At 57.3% G+C, this 14648-nt stretch carries 16 protein-coding genes; 6 read left to right on the top strand and 10 right to left on the bottom strand.

Going from position 1 to position 14648, the window contains the following annotated elements; genetic code table 11:
- The first annotated feature begins 220 nt into the window (after positions 1-220).
- Positions 221-2347: a bifunctional diguanylate cyclase/phosphodiesterase gene (locus IAE30_RS27085; RefSeq protein WP_234472878.1), complete on the top strand. Its 2127-nt coding sequence runs from the start codon at positions 221-223 to the stop codon at positions 2345-2347.
- Positions 2348-2612: 265 nt separating this feature from the next.
- Here IAE30_RS27085 and IAE30_RS27080 read toward each other — a convergent pair whose 3' ends face one another.
- Together IAE30_RS27080 and IAE30_RS27075 are read right to left on the bottom strand one after the other, a co-directional pair.
- Positions 2613-2813 (bottom strand): hypothetical protein, encoded by a 201-nt coding sequence (locus IAE30_RS27080; RefSeq protein ID WP_200681327.1) that lies wholly within the window; start codon positions 2811-2813, stop codon positions 2613-2615.
- 894 nt (positions 2814-3707) lie between these two features.
- Complete coding sequence (locus IAE30_RS27075) at positions 3708-5369, bottom strand: methyl-accepting chemotaxis protein (RefSeq protein WP_200681326.1); 1662 nt, start codon at positions 5367-5369, stop codon at positions 3708-3710.
- A gap of 457 nt (positions 5370-5826) precedes the next feature.
- On the opposite strand from IAE30_RS27075, the gene IAE30_RS27070 reads away from it, so the two are divergent.
- On the top strand, positions 5827-6069 hold the full coding sequence (locus tag IAE30_RS27070) for a DUF2767 family protein (protein WP_200577922.1): 243 nt from the start codon (positions 5827-5829) through the stop codon (positions 6067-6069).
- A 240-nt stretch (positions 6070-6309) separates the two neighbouring features.
- On the opposite strand, the gene IAE30_RS27065 is transcribed toward IAE30_RS27070, so the two are convergent.
- The 7 genes from IAE30_RS27065 to IAE30_RS27035 form a co-directional block, all read right to left on the bottom strand.
- A complete protein-coding gene (locus IAE30_RS27065) occupies positions 6310-6483 on the bottom strand; it encodes a hypothetical protein (RefSeq protein WP_200681325.1) in 174 nt (57 codons plus the stop codon).
- Positions 6484-7257: 774 nt separating this feature from the next.
- The gene (repA, locus tag IAE30_RS27060) at positions 7258-8199 is read right to left on the bottom strand and encodes a plasmid replication initiator RepA (RefSeq protein ID WP_370585640.1); all 942 of its coding nucleotides are present in this window, start codon (positions 8197-8199) and stop codon (positions 7258-7260) included.
- Entirely contained in the window at positions 8192-8263 is a 72-nt protein-coding gene (gene tap, locus IAE30_RS27055; RefSeq protein ID WP_200681349.1) for a RepA leader peptide Tap, read from the bottom strand. Before tap ends, repA (IAE30_RS27060) begins: the two co-directional genes overlap by 8 nt.
- 216 nt (positions 8264-8479) lie before the next feature.
- Positions 8480-8749 carry a replication regulatory protein RepA gene (gene repA, locus IAE30_RS27050; RefSeq protein ID WP_200681324.1) on the bottom strand — a complete coding sequence of 90 codons (270 nt, stop codon included), beginning with the start codon at positions 8747-8749 and terminating at the stop codon, positions 8480-8482.
- A 128-nt stretch (positions 8750-8877) separates the two neighbouring features.
- Positions 8878-9405, bottom strand: coding sequence for a phospholipase D family protein (locus tag IAE30_RS27045; RefSeq protein ID WP_200681323.1), 528 nt, complete (start codon positions 9403-9405; stop codon positions 8878-8880).
- Between the two features lie 90 nt (positions 9406-9495).
- Positions 9496-10008: a hypothetical protein gene (locus tag IAE30_RS27040; RefSeq protein ID WP_200681322.1), complete on the bottom strand. Its 513-nt coding sequence runs from the start codon at positions 10006-10008 to the stop codon at positions 9496-9498.
- A gap of 85 nt (positions 10009-10093) precedes the next feature.
- Complete coding sequence (locus tag IAE30_RS27035; RefSeq protein WP_200681321.1) at positions 10094-10828, bottom strand: ParB/RepB/Spo0J family partition protein; 735 nt, start codon at positions 10826-10828, stop codon at positions 10094-10096.
- A 1093-nt stretch (positions 10829-11921) separates the two neighbouring features.
- Between IAE30_RS27035 and IAE30_RS27030 the strand changes: the two genes are divergently transcribed.
- From IAE30_RS27030 to IAE30_RS27015, 4 genes are all read left to right on the top strand, one after another.
- The gene (locus IAE30_RS27030; protein ID WP_200681320.1) at positions 11922-12137 is read left to right on the top strand and encodes a hypothetical protein; all 216 of its coding nucleotides are present in this window, start codon (positions 11922-11924) and stop codon (positions 12135-12137) included.
- Between the two features lie 53 nt (positions 12138-12190).
- Positions 12191-12607, top strand: a complete 417-nt coding sequence (locus IAE30_RS27025) for a hypothetical protein (RefSeq protein WP_234472874.1) — start codon at positions 12191-12193, stop codon at positions 12605-12607.
- Between the two features lie 119 nt (positions 12608-12726).
- Entirely contained in the window at positions 12727-12939 is a 213-nt protein-coding gene (locus tag IAE30_RS27020) for a hypothetical protein (protein ID WP_200681319.1), read from the top strand.
- Between the two features lie 158 nt (positions 12940-13097).
- Positions 13098-13337, top strand: coding sequence for a hypothetical protein (locus IAE30_RS27015; RefSeq protein ID WP_200681318.1), 240 nt, complete (start codon positions 13098-13100; stop codon positions 13335-13337).
- Between the two features lie 516 nt (positions 13338-13853).
- Here IAE30_RS27015 and IAE30_RS27010 read toward each other — a convergent pair.
- On the bottom strand, positions 13854-14417 hold the full coding sequence (locus tag IAE30_RS27010) for a class I SAM-dependent methyltransferase (protein WP_200681317.1): 564 nt from the start codon (positions 14415-14417) through the stop codon (positions 13854-13856).
- Positions 14418-14648: the final 231 nt, after the last annotated feature.

The raw sequence follows: 14648 nt of genomic DNA, 5'->3' as shown, positions 1-14648 counted from the left end.
GACAGCCGGGCGTCACTGTTACCCCTGACCCTGCCCGCGGCGGCGGGGCAGCCTGACGGACCTTTCTTCCGGCGGCGGGGCCGCAGGCATTTCTGCGGCCCCGTCTGATTGAACGTGTCCCCTTTTTGCTGTGTCATGCCGGCCACAGCTCATTCGACCTCTGGGGGGACAGACCCTGAAACGCCCGACATCAGACAACGAGGTTGCCCGCCTCGCGGCGCTGGCATCCTATCAGCAGGCGGATGCGCTGCCGGAAAACGCGCTGGACCGCCTCACCACGCTCGCCGCGCGCCTTTTTCGCGTACCCACCGCCTTCGTTTCGCTGATTGATGACCAGCGGCAGCTTTTTGCATCCCGCTACGGGCTGAACATCACCGGCACCGCCCGCAGCGTCGCCTTCTGCGACCACACGCTGGCGCAGGGGGAGATCCTCTGCGTGCCCGACGCCCTGGCCGATCCGCGCTTTCGCGACAGCCCGCTGGTGCACGGCTACCCGCACATCCGCTTCTACGCGGGGATCCCGCTGACTACCCCGGACGGGCACCATATCGGTACCGTGTGCCTGACCGACACGCAGCCGCGCCCGCCGCTCACGGACGATGACCGGCAGCACCTGGCCGACATTGCTGCGCTGGTGATGGACCGGATGGAGGTACACCGGCTCGAACTGCTGCGCCACGCCAGCCAGCAGCGGCTGGAGTCCATCTCGGCCACTTCCCCGGACGCCATCATCTGCACCGACCTGCGCCGGGGAATCACCTTCTGGAACCCGGCCGCCACCGCGATGTTCGGTTACGGGCCGGAGGAGATGGCGGGCCAGTACGTGGCCGGGCTTATTCCCGAGCGCTGCCAGACCGACTACCGCAACGAGCTGGATCGCCTGACGGCCGACGAGGCGGCGATTTCGCAGCCGCGCACGCTGCAGATATGGGGGCTCAGGCGCGACGGCCGGGAATTTCCGGCCGACGTATCGTTCTCCGGCTGGCGGGAGGGCGGAGAACGCCTGGTGGGGATGATCATCCGCGACGTCACCGCCCGGCACGAGAGCGAGGCCCGTCTCTGCGAACTCGCCTCACTGGACATGCTGACACGGCTGGCCAGCCGCGGTGCGTTTATGCAGCAGCTGGGGCAGCTGACGGAGGCCGGTGTGCCTTATACCCTGCTGATGATCGATCTGGACGGCTTCAAGGAAGTCAATGACACGCTCGGGCACGCCGCCGGCGATGCGCTGCTCTGTCACGTGGCGGAGCAGATCCGGCAGGCATGCCCCGGGGCGGTTACCGCCGCCCGGCTCGGCGGCGACGAGTTTATCATCCTGATGCCGGGCGGAAGTACCGGTGCCGGCCTGATGGCGGATCGCCTGATTGCCGCGGTGCAGAGGCCCTTCAGCTACCACGGCTCACCCGTGGTGGTCGGCGCCAGCACCGGCATTGCCGCCTTTCCTGAACACGGAGAGGACGCGTCGGCCGTGATGTCGGCGGCGGATCTGGCGCTCTACCGGGCAAAGGCCTCGGGCAAGGGCTGCAGCGTCCTGTTCCGGCCCGAATTCCTGGCGGCGGAGCAGCGCCGCCGGCGCTTTGAGCGCGAGCTGGAAACCGCGGTGCGCCAGCAGCAGTTCATTCTGCACTACCAGCCTCGCTATGACGCCGGTAGCGGCCGCCTGCTCGGCTGCGAGGCGCTGGTGCGCTGGCAGCATCCTGCCCGCGGCCTGCTGCTGCCCGCTGATTTTATTGAGATGCTGGTGAAAAGCCCGCTGTCCGTGACGCTCGGTGAATGGATTGTCCGCACCGCACTGGCGCAGGTCCGCGAGTGGCAGGTGCGCTGCCCGGAGCTTCGGGTCAGCGTTAACCTGTTCCCGCGTCAGCTTTCCGGGTCCGGGCTGGAAAACGTGCTGCGCGAGTCGGCAGGCGGCGACGCCGTCTTTGTGGACCTGGAGGTTGATGAGCCGCTGCTGACGGAGCTCGTTCAGGATGCTCCGGCGCAGTTCGCAGCCATCCGGCTCACGGGGGCTGCATTTGTTATAGATCATTACGGCCGTACGCTGGGCGCCATCAGCCTGCTGCGGCACGGCTTCGTCAGCGGTTTCAAGATCGATAAGTCGCTGACACTTGAGCTCGATACCAACATGCGCGTGCGTATGATGTTCCGGGCCATCGCGGCGCTGGGGAAAAGCCTCGGACTCAGCGTGGCGGCGGAGGGGGTGGAGGACGCGGGGCAACGGACGTTCGTGACTGGCGCCCAGTGCGACATCATACAGGGCAACGGGCTGTGCAGGCCTCTGACGCCAGCAGCGTTTGAGGCGCTGCTTAACACGGAAGATGACAGCATGATGCTGACTGACAGCTGATGAAACGGCGCCCTCAGCGGCCCATCAGCCAGCCTATCGAGCAGCAGGAAGGGCAGCGAGCCCAGAAACAGCAGGCCCCGCCCGACCCTGCGCAGGGCGCTGCTTTCATAACAACAGGCCTCGCCGCTCCTGCTGAGCGTCAGCCGTTCGTAGTTTGCCAGCTCATAGTTGGTGGCGGGCGCCAGGCTGAGAAGCCCTTTCAGGGCCGCTTCCGGGCTTTCGGCCGTCAGGCTGCTGTCCCACCGACGGTGCAGGCGGAGACCGGCTACCGTAAGCGGCGGGTCATCCCTTCGTGCTGCCGCGCCTCCTCCAGCGGTGATAAAGGTTCAGACGGATTGAGGCCCTGAAGCTCAACCCGGGCAGACACCAGCAGGTGAACCGGCGCGTCAGGCTGAATGCCGGCGGGTAACCGGCGGATCGTCAGGAGCTGCTCCGTGACGGGTGCAGATTGTGGGGCAGCGGACATGGAGCAGCTCCTGATGATATTGAAGGTATCCTGATGCGGCCCGGTGGTGCTGTACAGCAGAGAGTGGACTTAAGGGCTTAATTCAGCGAAATCTGGACCCGTGATCCGCTTTACACAGCCGGCGTCAGACCGGTTATGTGAAATCCAGCTTTGATCCCGGGACTGAACACCCCGGGAGATTTTTTATGTCCTTCCTGCCCGCCATCCCTCCGTCTCTGTCTGAAACGCGGGAGACACATTTGTGACGCAGCGCATGGGGGATATCCGTGCATGCTAAAGTCTGTCAGGAGCGGGAAAACCATACCTTCATGCACAGAGGACCGGGCTAAAGGTTTTCAGCGGATAGCCGATAACATGAAGGTGGTTAATCCGATGGCCACACTCCACGACACGAGTAAGTCCGTTTATCTCATTGATGTTTTCAGGGGCTGACCCGCCCCTGTTTTTTTAACGTCTGTTCAGCCTGCCTGCGCTCTGTCTTCAGTGATGAACATCTCTCCCGCGCCCTGAATTTCCGATTTCTCTGACCAAAAATTTCTCTGAACGCTAAGTTCTGCTCTTCTGTTTTGCCTGCAGGGCTCACATAACGATCAGCTTCATGGGAAATGGTTAAGAATCCGGGCGCTTGCGGCCCCGTACAGGAATTACCTGTGCAGGCAGCGTAATAAAAAAATGGCTTCCGGGAGGAAGCCATCAGCACAATCAGTCGCAGTATCAGATGTGTACCCTGATGAGGCACATTAAAGTTATCGGCACCTTGCTCCGAAACCTGAGCGCAACCGGCATTTCTTATAAACCTGCCAGGCAACACGCTTTTGATAAGCAGGTCCCGGCGAGGGTTTAGGAACATCAGTAACCTCCGCCCCCTCAATCAAAGAAAACGTAAATTCTGCCTCAGAAGCTCTTCCAGTTATCATCCCCCACAGCCGCAACGGCAGGGGTGGGGCGTAATAAAGCAGCCCTCCGTACCGGCCGGACAGCCTGAGCGTCCAGAGTGCCTGCCTGGCCTGAATCCGGAACCAGCGTAAAGTTACTCACCAGCCTGTTCAGCGCCGCCGCCTGTTCCATCAGCGAACGTGACGCGGCCGAAGCTTCTTCAACCAGCGCAGCATTCTGTTGTGTTACGTCATCCATTTGATTCACGGCAATATGGACCTGCCCGATACCCTGAGACTGTTCACTGCCGGCAACGGATATCTCATCGACAAGGTCGGCGACCTGCCGCACGGCGTCGTTCATGCGGGACATATTTTCTCCTACACCCTCAGCCTGCGTCGATCCGGCTTCGACAAAACCCATGGATGACTCAATCAGCCCCTTGATTTCACGGGCGGAGGAGGATGAACGTTGCGCGAGGTTACGAACTTCTCCCGCTACCACCGCGAAGCCGCGGCCCTGCTCTCCGGCACGCGCGGCCTCGACGGCTGCGTTCAGGGCCAGAATGTTGGTCTGAAATGCAATGCCTTCAATCAGCCCGATAATATCCGTGATTTTTGCAGAGCTCCCTCTGATGTCACCCATTGTATCCAGAAGCGTGCGTACCCGCCCGGCGCTGTCCTCTGAAATGTCCCGGGCATTCTTCGCCAGCTGGCTGGCAAGCTGAGTGTTTTCAGCGGTCTGACGCACGGTCTCACTCAATTCTGACATGCTTGCCGCCGTCTGCTCCAGCGAGGCAGCCTGCTCCTCGGTTCGTGAAGAGAGGTCCTCATTACCGGCTGCTATCTGCGCAGAAGCCGTGCTGACCGACTGCGAAGAGGCCTCCACCTTCGACAGCGAGGCTGAGACGTTTTCTATAAGATGATTAAACGCTTTTGCGGTCAGGCCGATTTCATCCCGGCGCGACTCGTCCACCCTGAGCGTCAGGTCAAGCCGCTGGCTGGCGTTTTCCATAGTCTGCCGCATGCCGTTGAGTTGCCCGCGGATACCGAAAACCGTTTTGAGCGCAAAGAAGGCCAGAATAGCAATGGCCAGTGCGGAACCCCCTATTAAGCTCCAGACTGTCACCTGATAAGTCCGGTCATTTTCCTGACGCAGGGTGCTGCCGATGTCCACGTTAAGTTTGAGCTGTTTCTGGTAGCCTGCAATCAACTGGCGGGCGGCTTCGCCAATGCCGTTATTGCTCTGGAGCGCCCCCAGTGCAATGGCGTCATTCTGTGCGCGTGAGCCAGCAAGAAATTCCGGAAGCGAGGATTCAACCTGTTTGATGGTGGAAAACGCTCTCTCTGTCAACTGCCGATCCTCCTCGTTCGATATGTCATTATTCAGGTAATAGTTGTTCAGTGATTTAATATTACTTATAGCTTCATCGATTTTCTTTTCGACTTCAGCCTGTCGCCGCGGATCTGTTGCGCTCTGGTGGCGGTAGAGCCAGATAATGAGGGAATTACTGCCGTCTACCAGTTTTCCCAGATCCAGCAATGACGCAACGGTATTTTCCTGTACATACTGAAAGCGGGACTGAAATCCGCCGGCAACCATGACGGCCACGATGACCATCGCGACCAGCGAGGCAGAGAGAAGTGAAAAGGTAAGCAACAATCGCTGTGTAATCGTCATCTGTAATTCCTGCCATTGTAAGTGACTGATAATTTATGAAATCTGAAAATAATAAAAACTTTCAGCATATTTATCGGCAGAAAAGCAGGAAACGTTATTTCAGATTAAGCGGACCCGCGTCGCACGGGTATCGCGTTTTCCCCCATTGACCAGCCACCACCGCCTGGACTGGATGGACGGAGCTGCAGGGGCAGATAAATGGATGCTGTGACTATGGGGAAGTGTCGCTGCAGAGCAAGAGGCCTGCTGCTTTTTTTACCTCCGACCTTCTGACTGATAAGCTGCTGACAGGCCGCCAAAGCGGCATTCGCAGCACAGGCTTAGCAGTGCTAGCCCGTCTGAATATCGGCTTCAGTAGCCTGCTGACCGCCGCTACAATTTTCAGTAAGCTGACAATAGCGGGCTCTGCCTACGCCAGTATGCTCATATGCATCAGATTCAAACGGAAGAAACGCGGATGAAAGACTCAGAAGATGAACTGACAAAATCCCTCTACTGGGAGGCTTGCCGGATTACCGGCATGATTTGCCTGAATCTGGCCGACCGGGGCCAGCAGACCGATCGTAATCGATTGATCCGGGAGCTGGTCACGCTCGTAAAAGCCAGCGAAAAGGAAAATGAAGTCTGTAATCCCTCGCTGATTTTCGCGATTGAACAGCTCCGGGGCGACGACCCGGATGAAGTCAGACTTCACAGCTGAATCGGGTCAAGGCTCAACAGACTTCTCCGGGCAGGAATGATGTCATAAGATACCGCATTTCAGGGCCACTTTTTTTGTGGTCCTTCATGCAGAACCACATTAAAAACTGGCCCTGAAATAAGCCATTTTACGACATCCGCCGCCTTCACAGAACCCCTCAGTCGCCGTCGCGGCGACGCTCCACGATGGCCTGGTCAGGACAGGTTTCCAGCGTGTGGATAGCGCTCTTCATAAGCGTTTTCATTTCAGGCGACCATACGTCCGTTCTGACCAGCTCTTCGCGGATAAATCCGGCAATCCGGCAATCCGCAGCCGCGTGGTTTCCAGACCGTCGCCGGCCATCGCCATGACCACGGCGCCGATCATGGCGTAAACCTTAACCAGCTCTTCGTGTAACTGTTGAGTTTTCTGCATATCACCGACCTCCCAGATATAGCCTGACGGGCGAGCAGTGCGCAGCCTGTCCTGTGAATGCCGCATGAGCGGCATGGAGGCGCCAGAAACCGTTCAGGACGGCCTGATGCCATCGGGCGCCGTGAGCCCGGCACAGCCGGTTACAGGGCCGATGGTGGCAAAAGTCCAACCCCGCCCTGACCGACGCCGTTTAAGCAGCGGCCTGTCAGCAGCTTATCAGTCTGATGGTCGTAGACGAAAGAAAGAAACCGCGGGCCTCTGGACATAAAGCAACTCCAGCTTCGTAGTTACAGCATCCATTTATCAGCCACTGCAGTTCCGGCCCTTCGGGCCGCGGCGGCGGCGCTTTTCAGGTGGATTTCGCACTAGGTTACACCGGCGAAGCCGGCTTTCATTAGGTTGTTGTAACTATTGCCCGCCGCAGGCGGGAGCTACTTAAAACATCTGAGCGGCGCGGACGCTTGCGGCCGCTGCAAGCGAAGGCCTTATTTATTCATGCACGATGCTGGCTTGAACACCTTATTTATTTACTTTGAATAATTCTTTCTGACGTAAGTCAGGAATGTATTGCGGGTAATTTGATTCTTATTTGCAGGTAACTCAATCTTTTCAATTGCGGGTAACTGTGGATAAAAAAATTCCCTGCCGGCATACGGTACGGATGAGATGAATTTTTCAGGGGGATTGAACATAACGGCAGGGTGAAAAGGATTGTATCTGACGTGGCACAAACGACTTTACCGCCAGTTAAGGCGGTGAGAAAAGGTAAAGGCGTTAGTGAACTATGTCCGGAGGAACCGGCTCGTATCCCAGACCGAGTTCGAGCTGGTTTAGGCTTTGCCACACTAGGCGGTCAAAGGTGTCCGCGTCCGTGTTCATTAGTTCATGGTTAGGCAGCGTACGGATGAGCCAGCTGGCCATCGCCGTGCGACGCTCATCAAGCGGAAGTTTACCCAGCTTTTTGCGGCGCTTCTCTTTCACAGCTTTTTCACGGCGCTTCAGCAGTGTGGCCATCCGCATGTTCTCATACCAGCGCTTACGCGCAGCGCGAACCGAATCGTGGGTGCCCGCCTCAATAATGCCTTGCGCTTCGGCCTCGATACGCTCATTACGCTGCACATAAAACTTGTCCATATCAACGCCGCAAAGTTGCCAGAACATGTCCGTCAACACGATATGACGTGGCATCCAGTATTTTTCGACCGGGTCCCACTCAAGATTTGGTCGCTCAATCAGACCAAAGCGCTCCCACTCTTCAAAAAGACGGGACAACCGGCAGGGCTCTACTCGGGTCTCCGGGATCACTTTTCCATCTGCGTCCTTTGGACTGAGATCATTGGCAAGTTTGCTTCCATTGAAGGTGACAACAGATGTAGCAAGATCCGCGCGCTGGATTACCAGCACCCATGTTGCGTCATACAGCGCCTGTTTTTCCGGGCGGAAATCACGCTTGCGTCCTGCCGCCTCGCGCAACCGCACAAAATATGGGTGACGCGACATGCGCTGACGTAGCACCATTTTTCCGGTGCGTTTGTCTTTCATGACGAGTCGGCTCATGGCATGGCCCATCTCTCCGGGCAGACGGCGATAAGTTTTAGGTGCGAACCATTGAGGATTTGAGCACTTACACGCGACAGAATGACTGCCACGACGGCGCTGATCGCTTTTGAAGTGTGGAAAATTATCTGACGTGTTTTCAGATATTTGTTCAGCCACACCATCCTGCGCTTACGTTGCACAGAAGGAGTGAGCACAGAAGGTATTGCAGTTTTCTGGGCATGTAACTATACTCCCCGCATAGAGCAACAGCTTCTATGCAGAATATGTGAGCCCCGTTAATCTTCTTGGTCGCCAAACTCAGAGAGATTATCGGGGTTTTCTTTTTTCTGGCCTTCAGTGTTCCGTCAGTACCAGTCTCCCGCCACCTTACGGCGTGGCCCGCCAGAATTCGTTACGGTCTGCAATTTAACACTCATAACCCTAACAGGCAATAACGTCATTTACTCACTTTTCTTGTAGGATCTGCATATTTGCCCAGTTCCTGCTCAATAAATGACTCAATCATTTCCGCCTGTGTCATGCCTCGCTCGGCACAAAGCTGATCTAAACCATCTTTATGCGCATTATGTATAAACACATTAACTGACTTGTGTGTGTCGCGCTTTCTGGCTGCGAAGTGCCGTTGTTTTTCGGCGGCAGATAGCGGATTGCCTTTTCGGTATAAGCGTTTCGAGGTTGAAGATTCCGCGTTGTTTTCTCGTGACATCTTTGCTCCTCCACAAAAATTCAGACAGAATTTTGTGGAGCATACTACAGTTCCCTGGAATCAGCGACTTAACTTTATTTCAGGCCCTCCGCGTTGGCGCGCGTGCAGGCCTGATTTTCAGAAAAGGATCAGTATGGAAGCGTGTAATCCGTGCCTTCTGACCACCTGGCATTCCAGTGCTGCAGATACTGACTGGCGACTTCCGGGGCGCTGCTGATGACCATCGCGTTTTCACTGTTCATGTGCGCAGCGGCCCGGGTGTAATTGAAGCTGCCGGTTTCGACCGTCTGACGGTCCACCACAATGAACTTGTCATGCAGCGCCGCGAACCGGCCGTTCAGCCGGACAGGAATGTCGCCACCCGCGAGAAGACCGATGGCCGCCTGGCTTTTGCGGTTCTGATTTGCCCTTTCATCCAGCACGACGAGAACGTCCACGCCGCGCGCTTTAGCCCTGATAAGCGACCGGGCCACCTCAGGTGACGTGAAGCTGTAACCGGCCAGCCGGATTTCTGCCCGGGCGCTGTCAATGACGCTGAGCACCAGCGTTTCAGCGCCGCCGTCCGGTGAGAAGGCGACCCTGACTGCAGGCGCTTCTGCACGGACTGCCGGACAAAGCAGGATGAGGCCGCTCATAAGCAGCAGGATTTTTTTCATGGGCTTTACCTCAGAGGGTCGTGAGCGTGCCGGATTTTTAATCCTGGACGCGAGGGACCGGCCAACCGCAGGGCGGCAGCCGGCAGGGTGTCAGTCAGGTTTACCGGTGATCAGCACGTTCAGCAGGCTCATGTCCGAGTACGCCTGTTTCACCAGCTGCACGCCGGCCACGAAAGCGGCCACGTTCAGCAGCGGAAAAATCCACAGGCTGATGTTGTGCAGCGCGATGCCCGTGACCGGCGGGAATATCAGCGCGATGACAATCAGACCGGCAATCACGGTGGTCAGGTTACGCCCCCGCACGAAGCGTCCGTGTTCTCGCCTCACCAGCTGCGGATGCAGCAGGAGCGTCACCGGCATCATGGCGGGGCGCACCTTCATGTCGCGCACGCGCGCCGCGTCTTCTTCCGGCAGACTGTGCACCCGGGCAAACGCGCCGACGGCGTTGTCCACCGCTTGTCCGATGCCCGGAATACCCGGGCCGTCCCCGCCCCGACTCCAGCGCCGCAGCAGCGGTCCGGCTTCGCGCATCTCCGGCAGCCAGACCAGCAGCATCAGCAGAGAAACCGCCACGGTGGCGGTAATAAGCAGTGTCGTCATCATTACTCCAGTGTCTTCTCAGGTTTATGGCCAAACTCCGGCTCGGGTTCGCTGCGCTCATGGCGCACCACGTTCACTTCGTCATTCATCATTGCCGCGCGGTCCTCGCGCTCAGGCGACAGGTCGTAGTCGCGGTGGCCTGTTCCCACACTTCCACCTGACGTTCATGGGAGTCAGCGAGCGTCAGCGCCTGGCACTGCTCAATCGTGATGTTGTCAGCAGCCAGCTCGTCAAGGATGGCGGGCGCCAGGCCGGAAAGCTTCAGGCAGCGCTGCACGTGGCGCGCGCTGTACCCCATGAGGTCAGCTATCTGCGCGGACGTTTTGCCTTCTGCGGCCAGCGCCTGAAATCCGGCAATCTGCTCGGCGGGGTGCATATCCTCGCGCTCGCCGTTTTCCACCATTGAGGCTGCGCGGGCCAGTTCATCAGACACCCGCTTAACGGGGATTGGCTGAGCGGGCTGATAAATGCCCTGCGCCAGCAGCTGCTGCAGCGCGGTCAGGCGGCGACCGCCGCAGGCGACACCCAGCATCCCGTCCGGCATATCGTGCGCGATCAGGTTGTGCAGCAGCCCCACGTTCTGGATGGTGGCGGCCAGCGAGTCGATGCGCGACTGGACGTAAACCCGGCTGCGCACGTTCAGGGGCGATACGGTCAGACGTGAAAGCGGGATCATTTCAATTTCCACTTTCTCCAGCGCCTGCTCTACCGCCGCAGCGTCGTTGTCAGCCTTCACTTTAGCGCTGCGACGTGGGGCCTTTGCTTTTAAAGGAGATGATTCTTTAGATTTCTGAGCCGGGGTGTTGACGTTCTGCTGTGACATGTTGCTCTCCTCTTCAGGGTTAAGTGATGTTTCTCTGAGTTCCTTCGCCGTGAGGGCAGAACGGGCACGCGGGATAAAGGCATCGCGCAGGGGGAAACGGCAAAGCCGCAGCCCGGAGGGACCGGGTGCCGCCGTTTAGCCTGCGACCCTTGCGAGAGGCCGCCCGTGTGGCAGGTTTCTGCACGGCGGAGGGGCGCGGAGAATCAAAACAGCACAACAGGAAGTGAACATGACGCAGCCCCGGACGGCGCGCCTTTCGCCGGTCCGGTCCTTAGCGGCCACGGCTTTTTGTGGCCAGTGAGCGCGCGGGCGCACGCCCGCTGCAGGGGTTGAACTCAGCCATCAGACCCTAGCCGTCAGGCACGGAGCGCGGCCTTTCGCGTTCCGGCGGAGCTTACCGGCTATGCCGGTTAGCACAGTGGGGCTCGACGACCCGGCCTGCCGGGAAGCCGAAGGGGGCATTATGATTATTTTCTATTTATATCTTCATCCATGATCATATTGCAGAAAAATTACTTTAAAGTGCATAAGTTTCAAAGTTGTTTAAATGAAATAAAAAAATTGAGCACCCTGCCAGAAATTGAAATTTTTTTGTAATATTTACCGCTCTCATCTTACCTAAATCTCTCTGGTGGGAAAGTACAGATTAATTTCATATATCACACGTTACAGGGCTTTTCATGCGCCCTCACTTGGTAAATGGATCGAGATAAAATATGTAAAACATTACCAAGCTAAGCAACTAAATATAATTCATTTAAATCAATTACCTAACCAGAAAATCATTAGGAAATTTCTTTTTAAATCTTACTTAAGTATTATTTTTTAACATCGCTATCATTTTCCTTACGCTTTTCTGATTTTAATTTAAATTCAGATTCAATTAACTGAAGCGGCTGTTGAAATCTAGATCCTATTTAATCGCTATTTTCTTATCTAAACGAAAAAGGGAATATTATGAAATATGGTAAAACAGCTTTAAGTCTCGGTATTTTTCTTACACTCCTCTCCAGGCTATCTCTGGCTGCTCCTGTTCACATCCCCAGTACAGAATTCCACGATCACGGCTATGTAGTTCTTACTGGGGATGCCAATGGGGGTGATGGTGGCGACGGCGGTAGCGGTGCTAATTCTCCCGGTGGTGATGGGGGCGACGGAGGAAACAATAACGGTAGCGGAAATGGTAATGGAAGCGGTGATAGCAACGGTACCGGAAATGGATCTGGTGACGGAAACGGGTCGGGAGACGGTGATGGAGGTGGCGATGGTGGCGATGGTGGCGATGGTGGCGCCTGATTGTATTTGTTGAATACAAATTCAACCGCCCTGAATTCAGGGCGGTTCCTTTAAGGGACTGAAAAAATGAAATATCTGAATATCAGGTTTCTAGTGATGCTTACCTCTGTAAGCCTGCCGCTTATCTCCGGCGCAGCTCCCCATCTGCCCTCCTTTAGTTTTATTACAGCCTCATGTGAAAGCCTGAACGGACAGGATGGGCAGGCAGTCGGGCAAAATGGGCAAAACGGTAAAAACGGCGTTCCGGGTACTGACTGTACCAACGGTGGAAATGGGGGAGAAGGGGGGCCCGGAGGTAGCGGAGGAAATGGCGGCGACGGCGCAGGTGCAGCCCCCCACCATAAACACCATAAGCATAAACATAAATCGCACGCAGATTCTGCCGACGGCGGTAATGGCGGAAACGGGGGGAATACCGATAACAGCGCCGGGGGCGATGGTGGCTCGGGGGGTGAAAAGCATGCTAATACCGGTTCAATCTAGCAGACTCACGCTCAAACATTTCACAATACCAGCATTGAGCTTATTACTCCTGTGTGCAGTCCCCCTGAAAGCTGAGACCCCGCCGCAAAAGGTCTTCACTCTGATGCCAGTGGCCGACGGTGGCAACGGTGGGAACGGTGGTGTCGGACCCGGAGCCGGTAACGGCGGTAACGGCGGTGACGCCGGGAGCGGTGCAAATTCTGATGGAGGAGACGGTGGCACTGGCGGAAGCGGAGGCGCACAGGGTGGTGACGGCGGTGATGGGGGCAGCGGAGATAACTCGCCTGGCGGTAACGGTGGTGATGGTGGAGACGGCAGCGCTTAGAAACTGAGGGGAGTGATCGAATGAACAGTACAGCCAGGAAAGTCTTCAGCGGGATTTTTATAATGATGGCGTTTTTACGCCCGCTGAGTATCGGAGTGTCTATGGTCGCTGTAGCCGCAACTTCTCTTTTCAGCGTTGCAGCATACGCTGATGGAGATGGCGGGGATGGCGGGGACGGAAGCGGGTCGGGTGACGGTGGCGATGGTGGTAACGCCGGAGAAGGCAGTAACGGTAATGGTGGAAACGGCGGCGCTGGCGGTTCTGATGGAGGTAATGGTGGCGCAGGAGGGAGCGGGGATGGCACCGGAAATGGTGGGAATGGAGGTGATGCAGGACCCGGCGGCCTGGGAGGCCAGGGGGGCAGCGGTGGTGCTGATGGTGGTCAAGATGGTTCGCCAGGAATGAGCGGCGCAGCAGCATCAAAATAGTTAGTCCGGTTAAGCCGCCAGTACATAAGGTCTGGCGGCTACTCATTCCGGGCCGCTATGATTTCTGGTCAGGCTTTGCGTTACCGAATAATCTCTGTAAGGTTCTACACTGACCATCAGACCGTAGCCGGCAGGCCCGGAACGCTTCCCCTTGCGGTCCGGCGGAGCTTACCGGCTTTGCCGGTTAGCGCAGTGGGGCTCGACGACCCGGCCTGCCGGGGAGCCGAAGGGGGCCAGCTTCAGTATCAGTTCGTCTCCGTCCATTGCATAAAAACGACTGAAACCGGAAAAAACGAGGTAAAAACTGCACTGAACACTGATTTTTTGCATAAACCCTGCGGATTTCTGGAATATCCCGCCGCTTTATCAAAGTGTTCAGCACACCACACGCAGCGCATTGAACCGGCAGACGGGCCACCGCAGCGGCGAAGCCGCTGCAGTAGTCAGCTGCCCCCTGCCCTTCAGCTTTCAGGGCCTCCCGGCCCTGGTGAAGTTATGCATCGATGCAAACCAGCAGGCTTGCAACGTCCGTATAGCTGAACGTGCCGCGCGGTAATTCCTCATAATGCGTGGCCCGGGGGACCAGCGCCCGGTGCTGCCGGGGCCCGCCGGTACAGATCGCCACCAGGCGCCCCCCGGGTGACAGCAGAGAAAGGGCGCGGCTGATGTGCTTCAGGTCCGTCCCCTGGCGGAAAGGGGGATTCATGATGATCCGCTGATAAAGCCTGCCGGGTTCATAAGACAGAAAGTCGCCGCAGGTCACGGTCACGGCGGGAAAATTCGCCTGCAGCTGCGCGGCAAGTGCGGCGTTCAGCTCGACGCAGTCACAGCAGATGCCAGGCGCGGCGGACTGTATGGCTCTCAGTATGGAGCCCGTCCCCGCGCTGGGCTCCAGCACCCGGTCACCGGCCTGAATTCCGGCCAGCGCCACCATTTTCTGACAGACGTCGTCACGCGTGACGAAAAGCTGCGTATCGGCGTGCACGGCCTGAACGGCGTGCCCCTGGCTGAGTTTCTGCTGCATCTGCGCAATGCGCGCTTTCAGATCTGATTTCATGGATTAGCCTCTTTATCAGGCCCCCGGGCCTCCCCGGGGGCACAGGGTTAGCGCGGGATTTCGACCGTTTTCATATCGGTGATGTAAACCGGCGACAGGGTGTAGCCCGTCGACATCACGCGGCGTAAGCCGGTGGTGGTGCTCAGCAACAACGACGGCTGCGTGATTGCCCGCTCAGCGGGTTATGTGGAATTTCAATACTGGTTTATTTATCTGGTGTCGCAACATCTT

The sequence above is a fragment of the Pantoea sp. S61 genome, assembly GCF_016625145.1.
GTDB lineage: Bacteria > Pseudomonadota > Gammaproteobacteria > Enterobacterales > Enterobacteriaceae > Pantoea > Pantoea rwandensis_B.
The sequence above is the reverse complement of the archived record's forward strand: the minus strand, read 5'-3'. Positions and strand labels throughout refer to the sequence as shown.

Coding starts and splice junctions, on each gene's coding strand:
- IAE30_RS27080 (WP_200681327.1), bottom strand. CDS start 2,813: ATGTCCGCTGCCCCACAATCTGCACCCGTCACGGAGCAGCTCCTGACG.
- IAE30_RS27075 (WP_200681326.1), bottom strand. CDS start 5,369: ATGACGATTACACAGCGATTGTTGCTTACCTTTTCACTTCTCTCTGCC.
- IAE30_RS27070 (WP_200577922.1), top strand. CDS start 5,827: ATGAAAGACTCAGAAGATGAACTGACAAAATCCCTCTACTGGGAGGCT.
- IAE30_RS27065 (WP_200681325.1), bottom strand. CDS start 6,483: ATGCAGAAAACTCAACAGTTACACGAAGAGCTGGTTAAGGTTTACGCC.
- repA (WP_200681324.1), bottom strand. CDS start 8,749: ATGTCACGAGAAAACAACGCGGAATCTTCAACCTCGAAACGCTTATAC.
- IAE30_RS27045 (WP_200681323.1), bottom strand. CDS start 9,405: ATGAAAAAAATCCTGCTGCTTATGAGCGGCCTCATCCTGCTTTGTCCG.
- IAE30_RS27040 (WP_200681322.1), bottom strand. CDS start 10,008: ATGATGACGACACTGCTTATTACCGCCACCGTGGCGGTTTCTCTGCTG.
- IAE30_RS27035 (WP_200681321.1), bottom strand. CDS start 10,828: ATGTCACAGCAGAACGTCAACACCCCGGCTCAGAAATCTAAAGAATCA.
- IAE30_RS27030 (WP_200681320.1), top strand. CDS start 11,922: ATGGGGGTGATGGTGGCGACGGCGGTAGCGGTGCTAATTCTCCCGGTG.
- IAE30_RS27025 (WP_234472874.1), top strand. CDS start 12,191: ATGAAATATCTGAATATCAGGTTTCTAGTGATGCTTACCTCTGTAAGC.
- IAE30_RS27015 (WP_200681318.1), top strand. CDS start 13,098: ATGGCGGGGACGGAAGCGGGTCGGGTGACGGTGGCGATGGTGGTAACG.
- IAE30_RS27010 (WP_200681317.1), bottom strand. CDS start 14,417: ATGAAATCAGATCTGAAAGCGCGCATTGCGCAGATGCAGCAGAAACTC.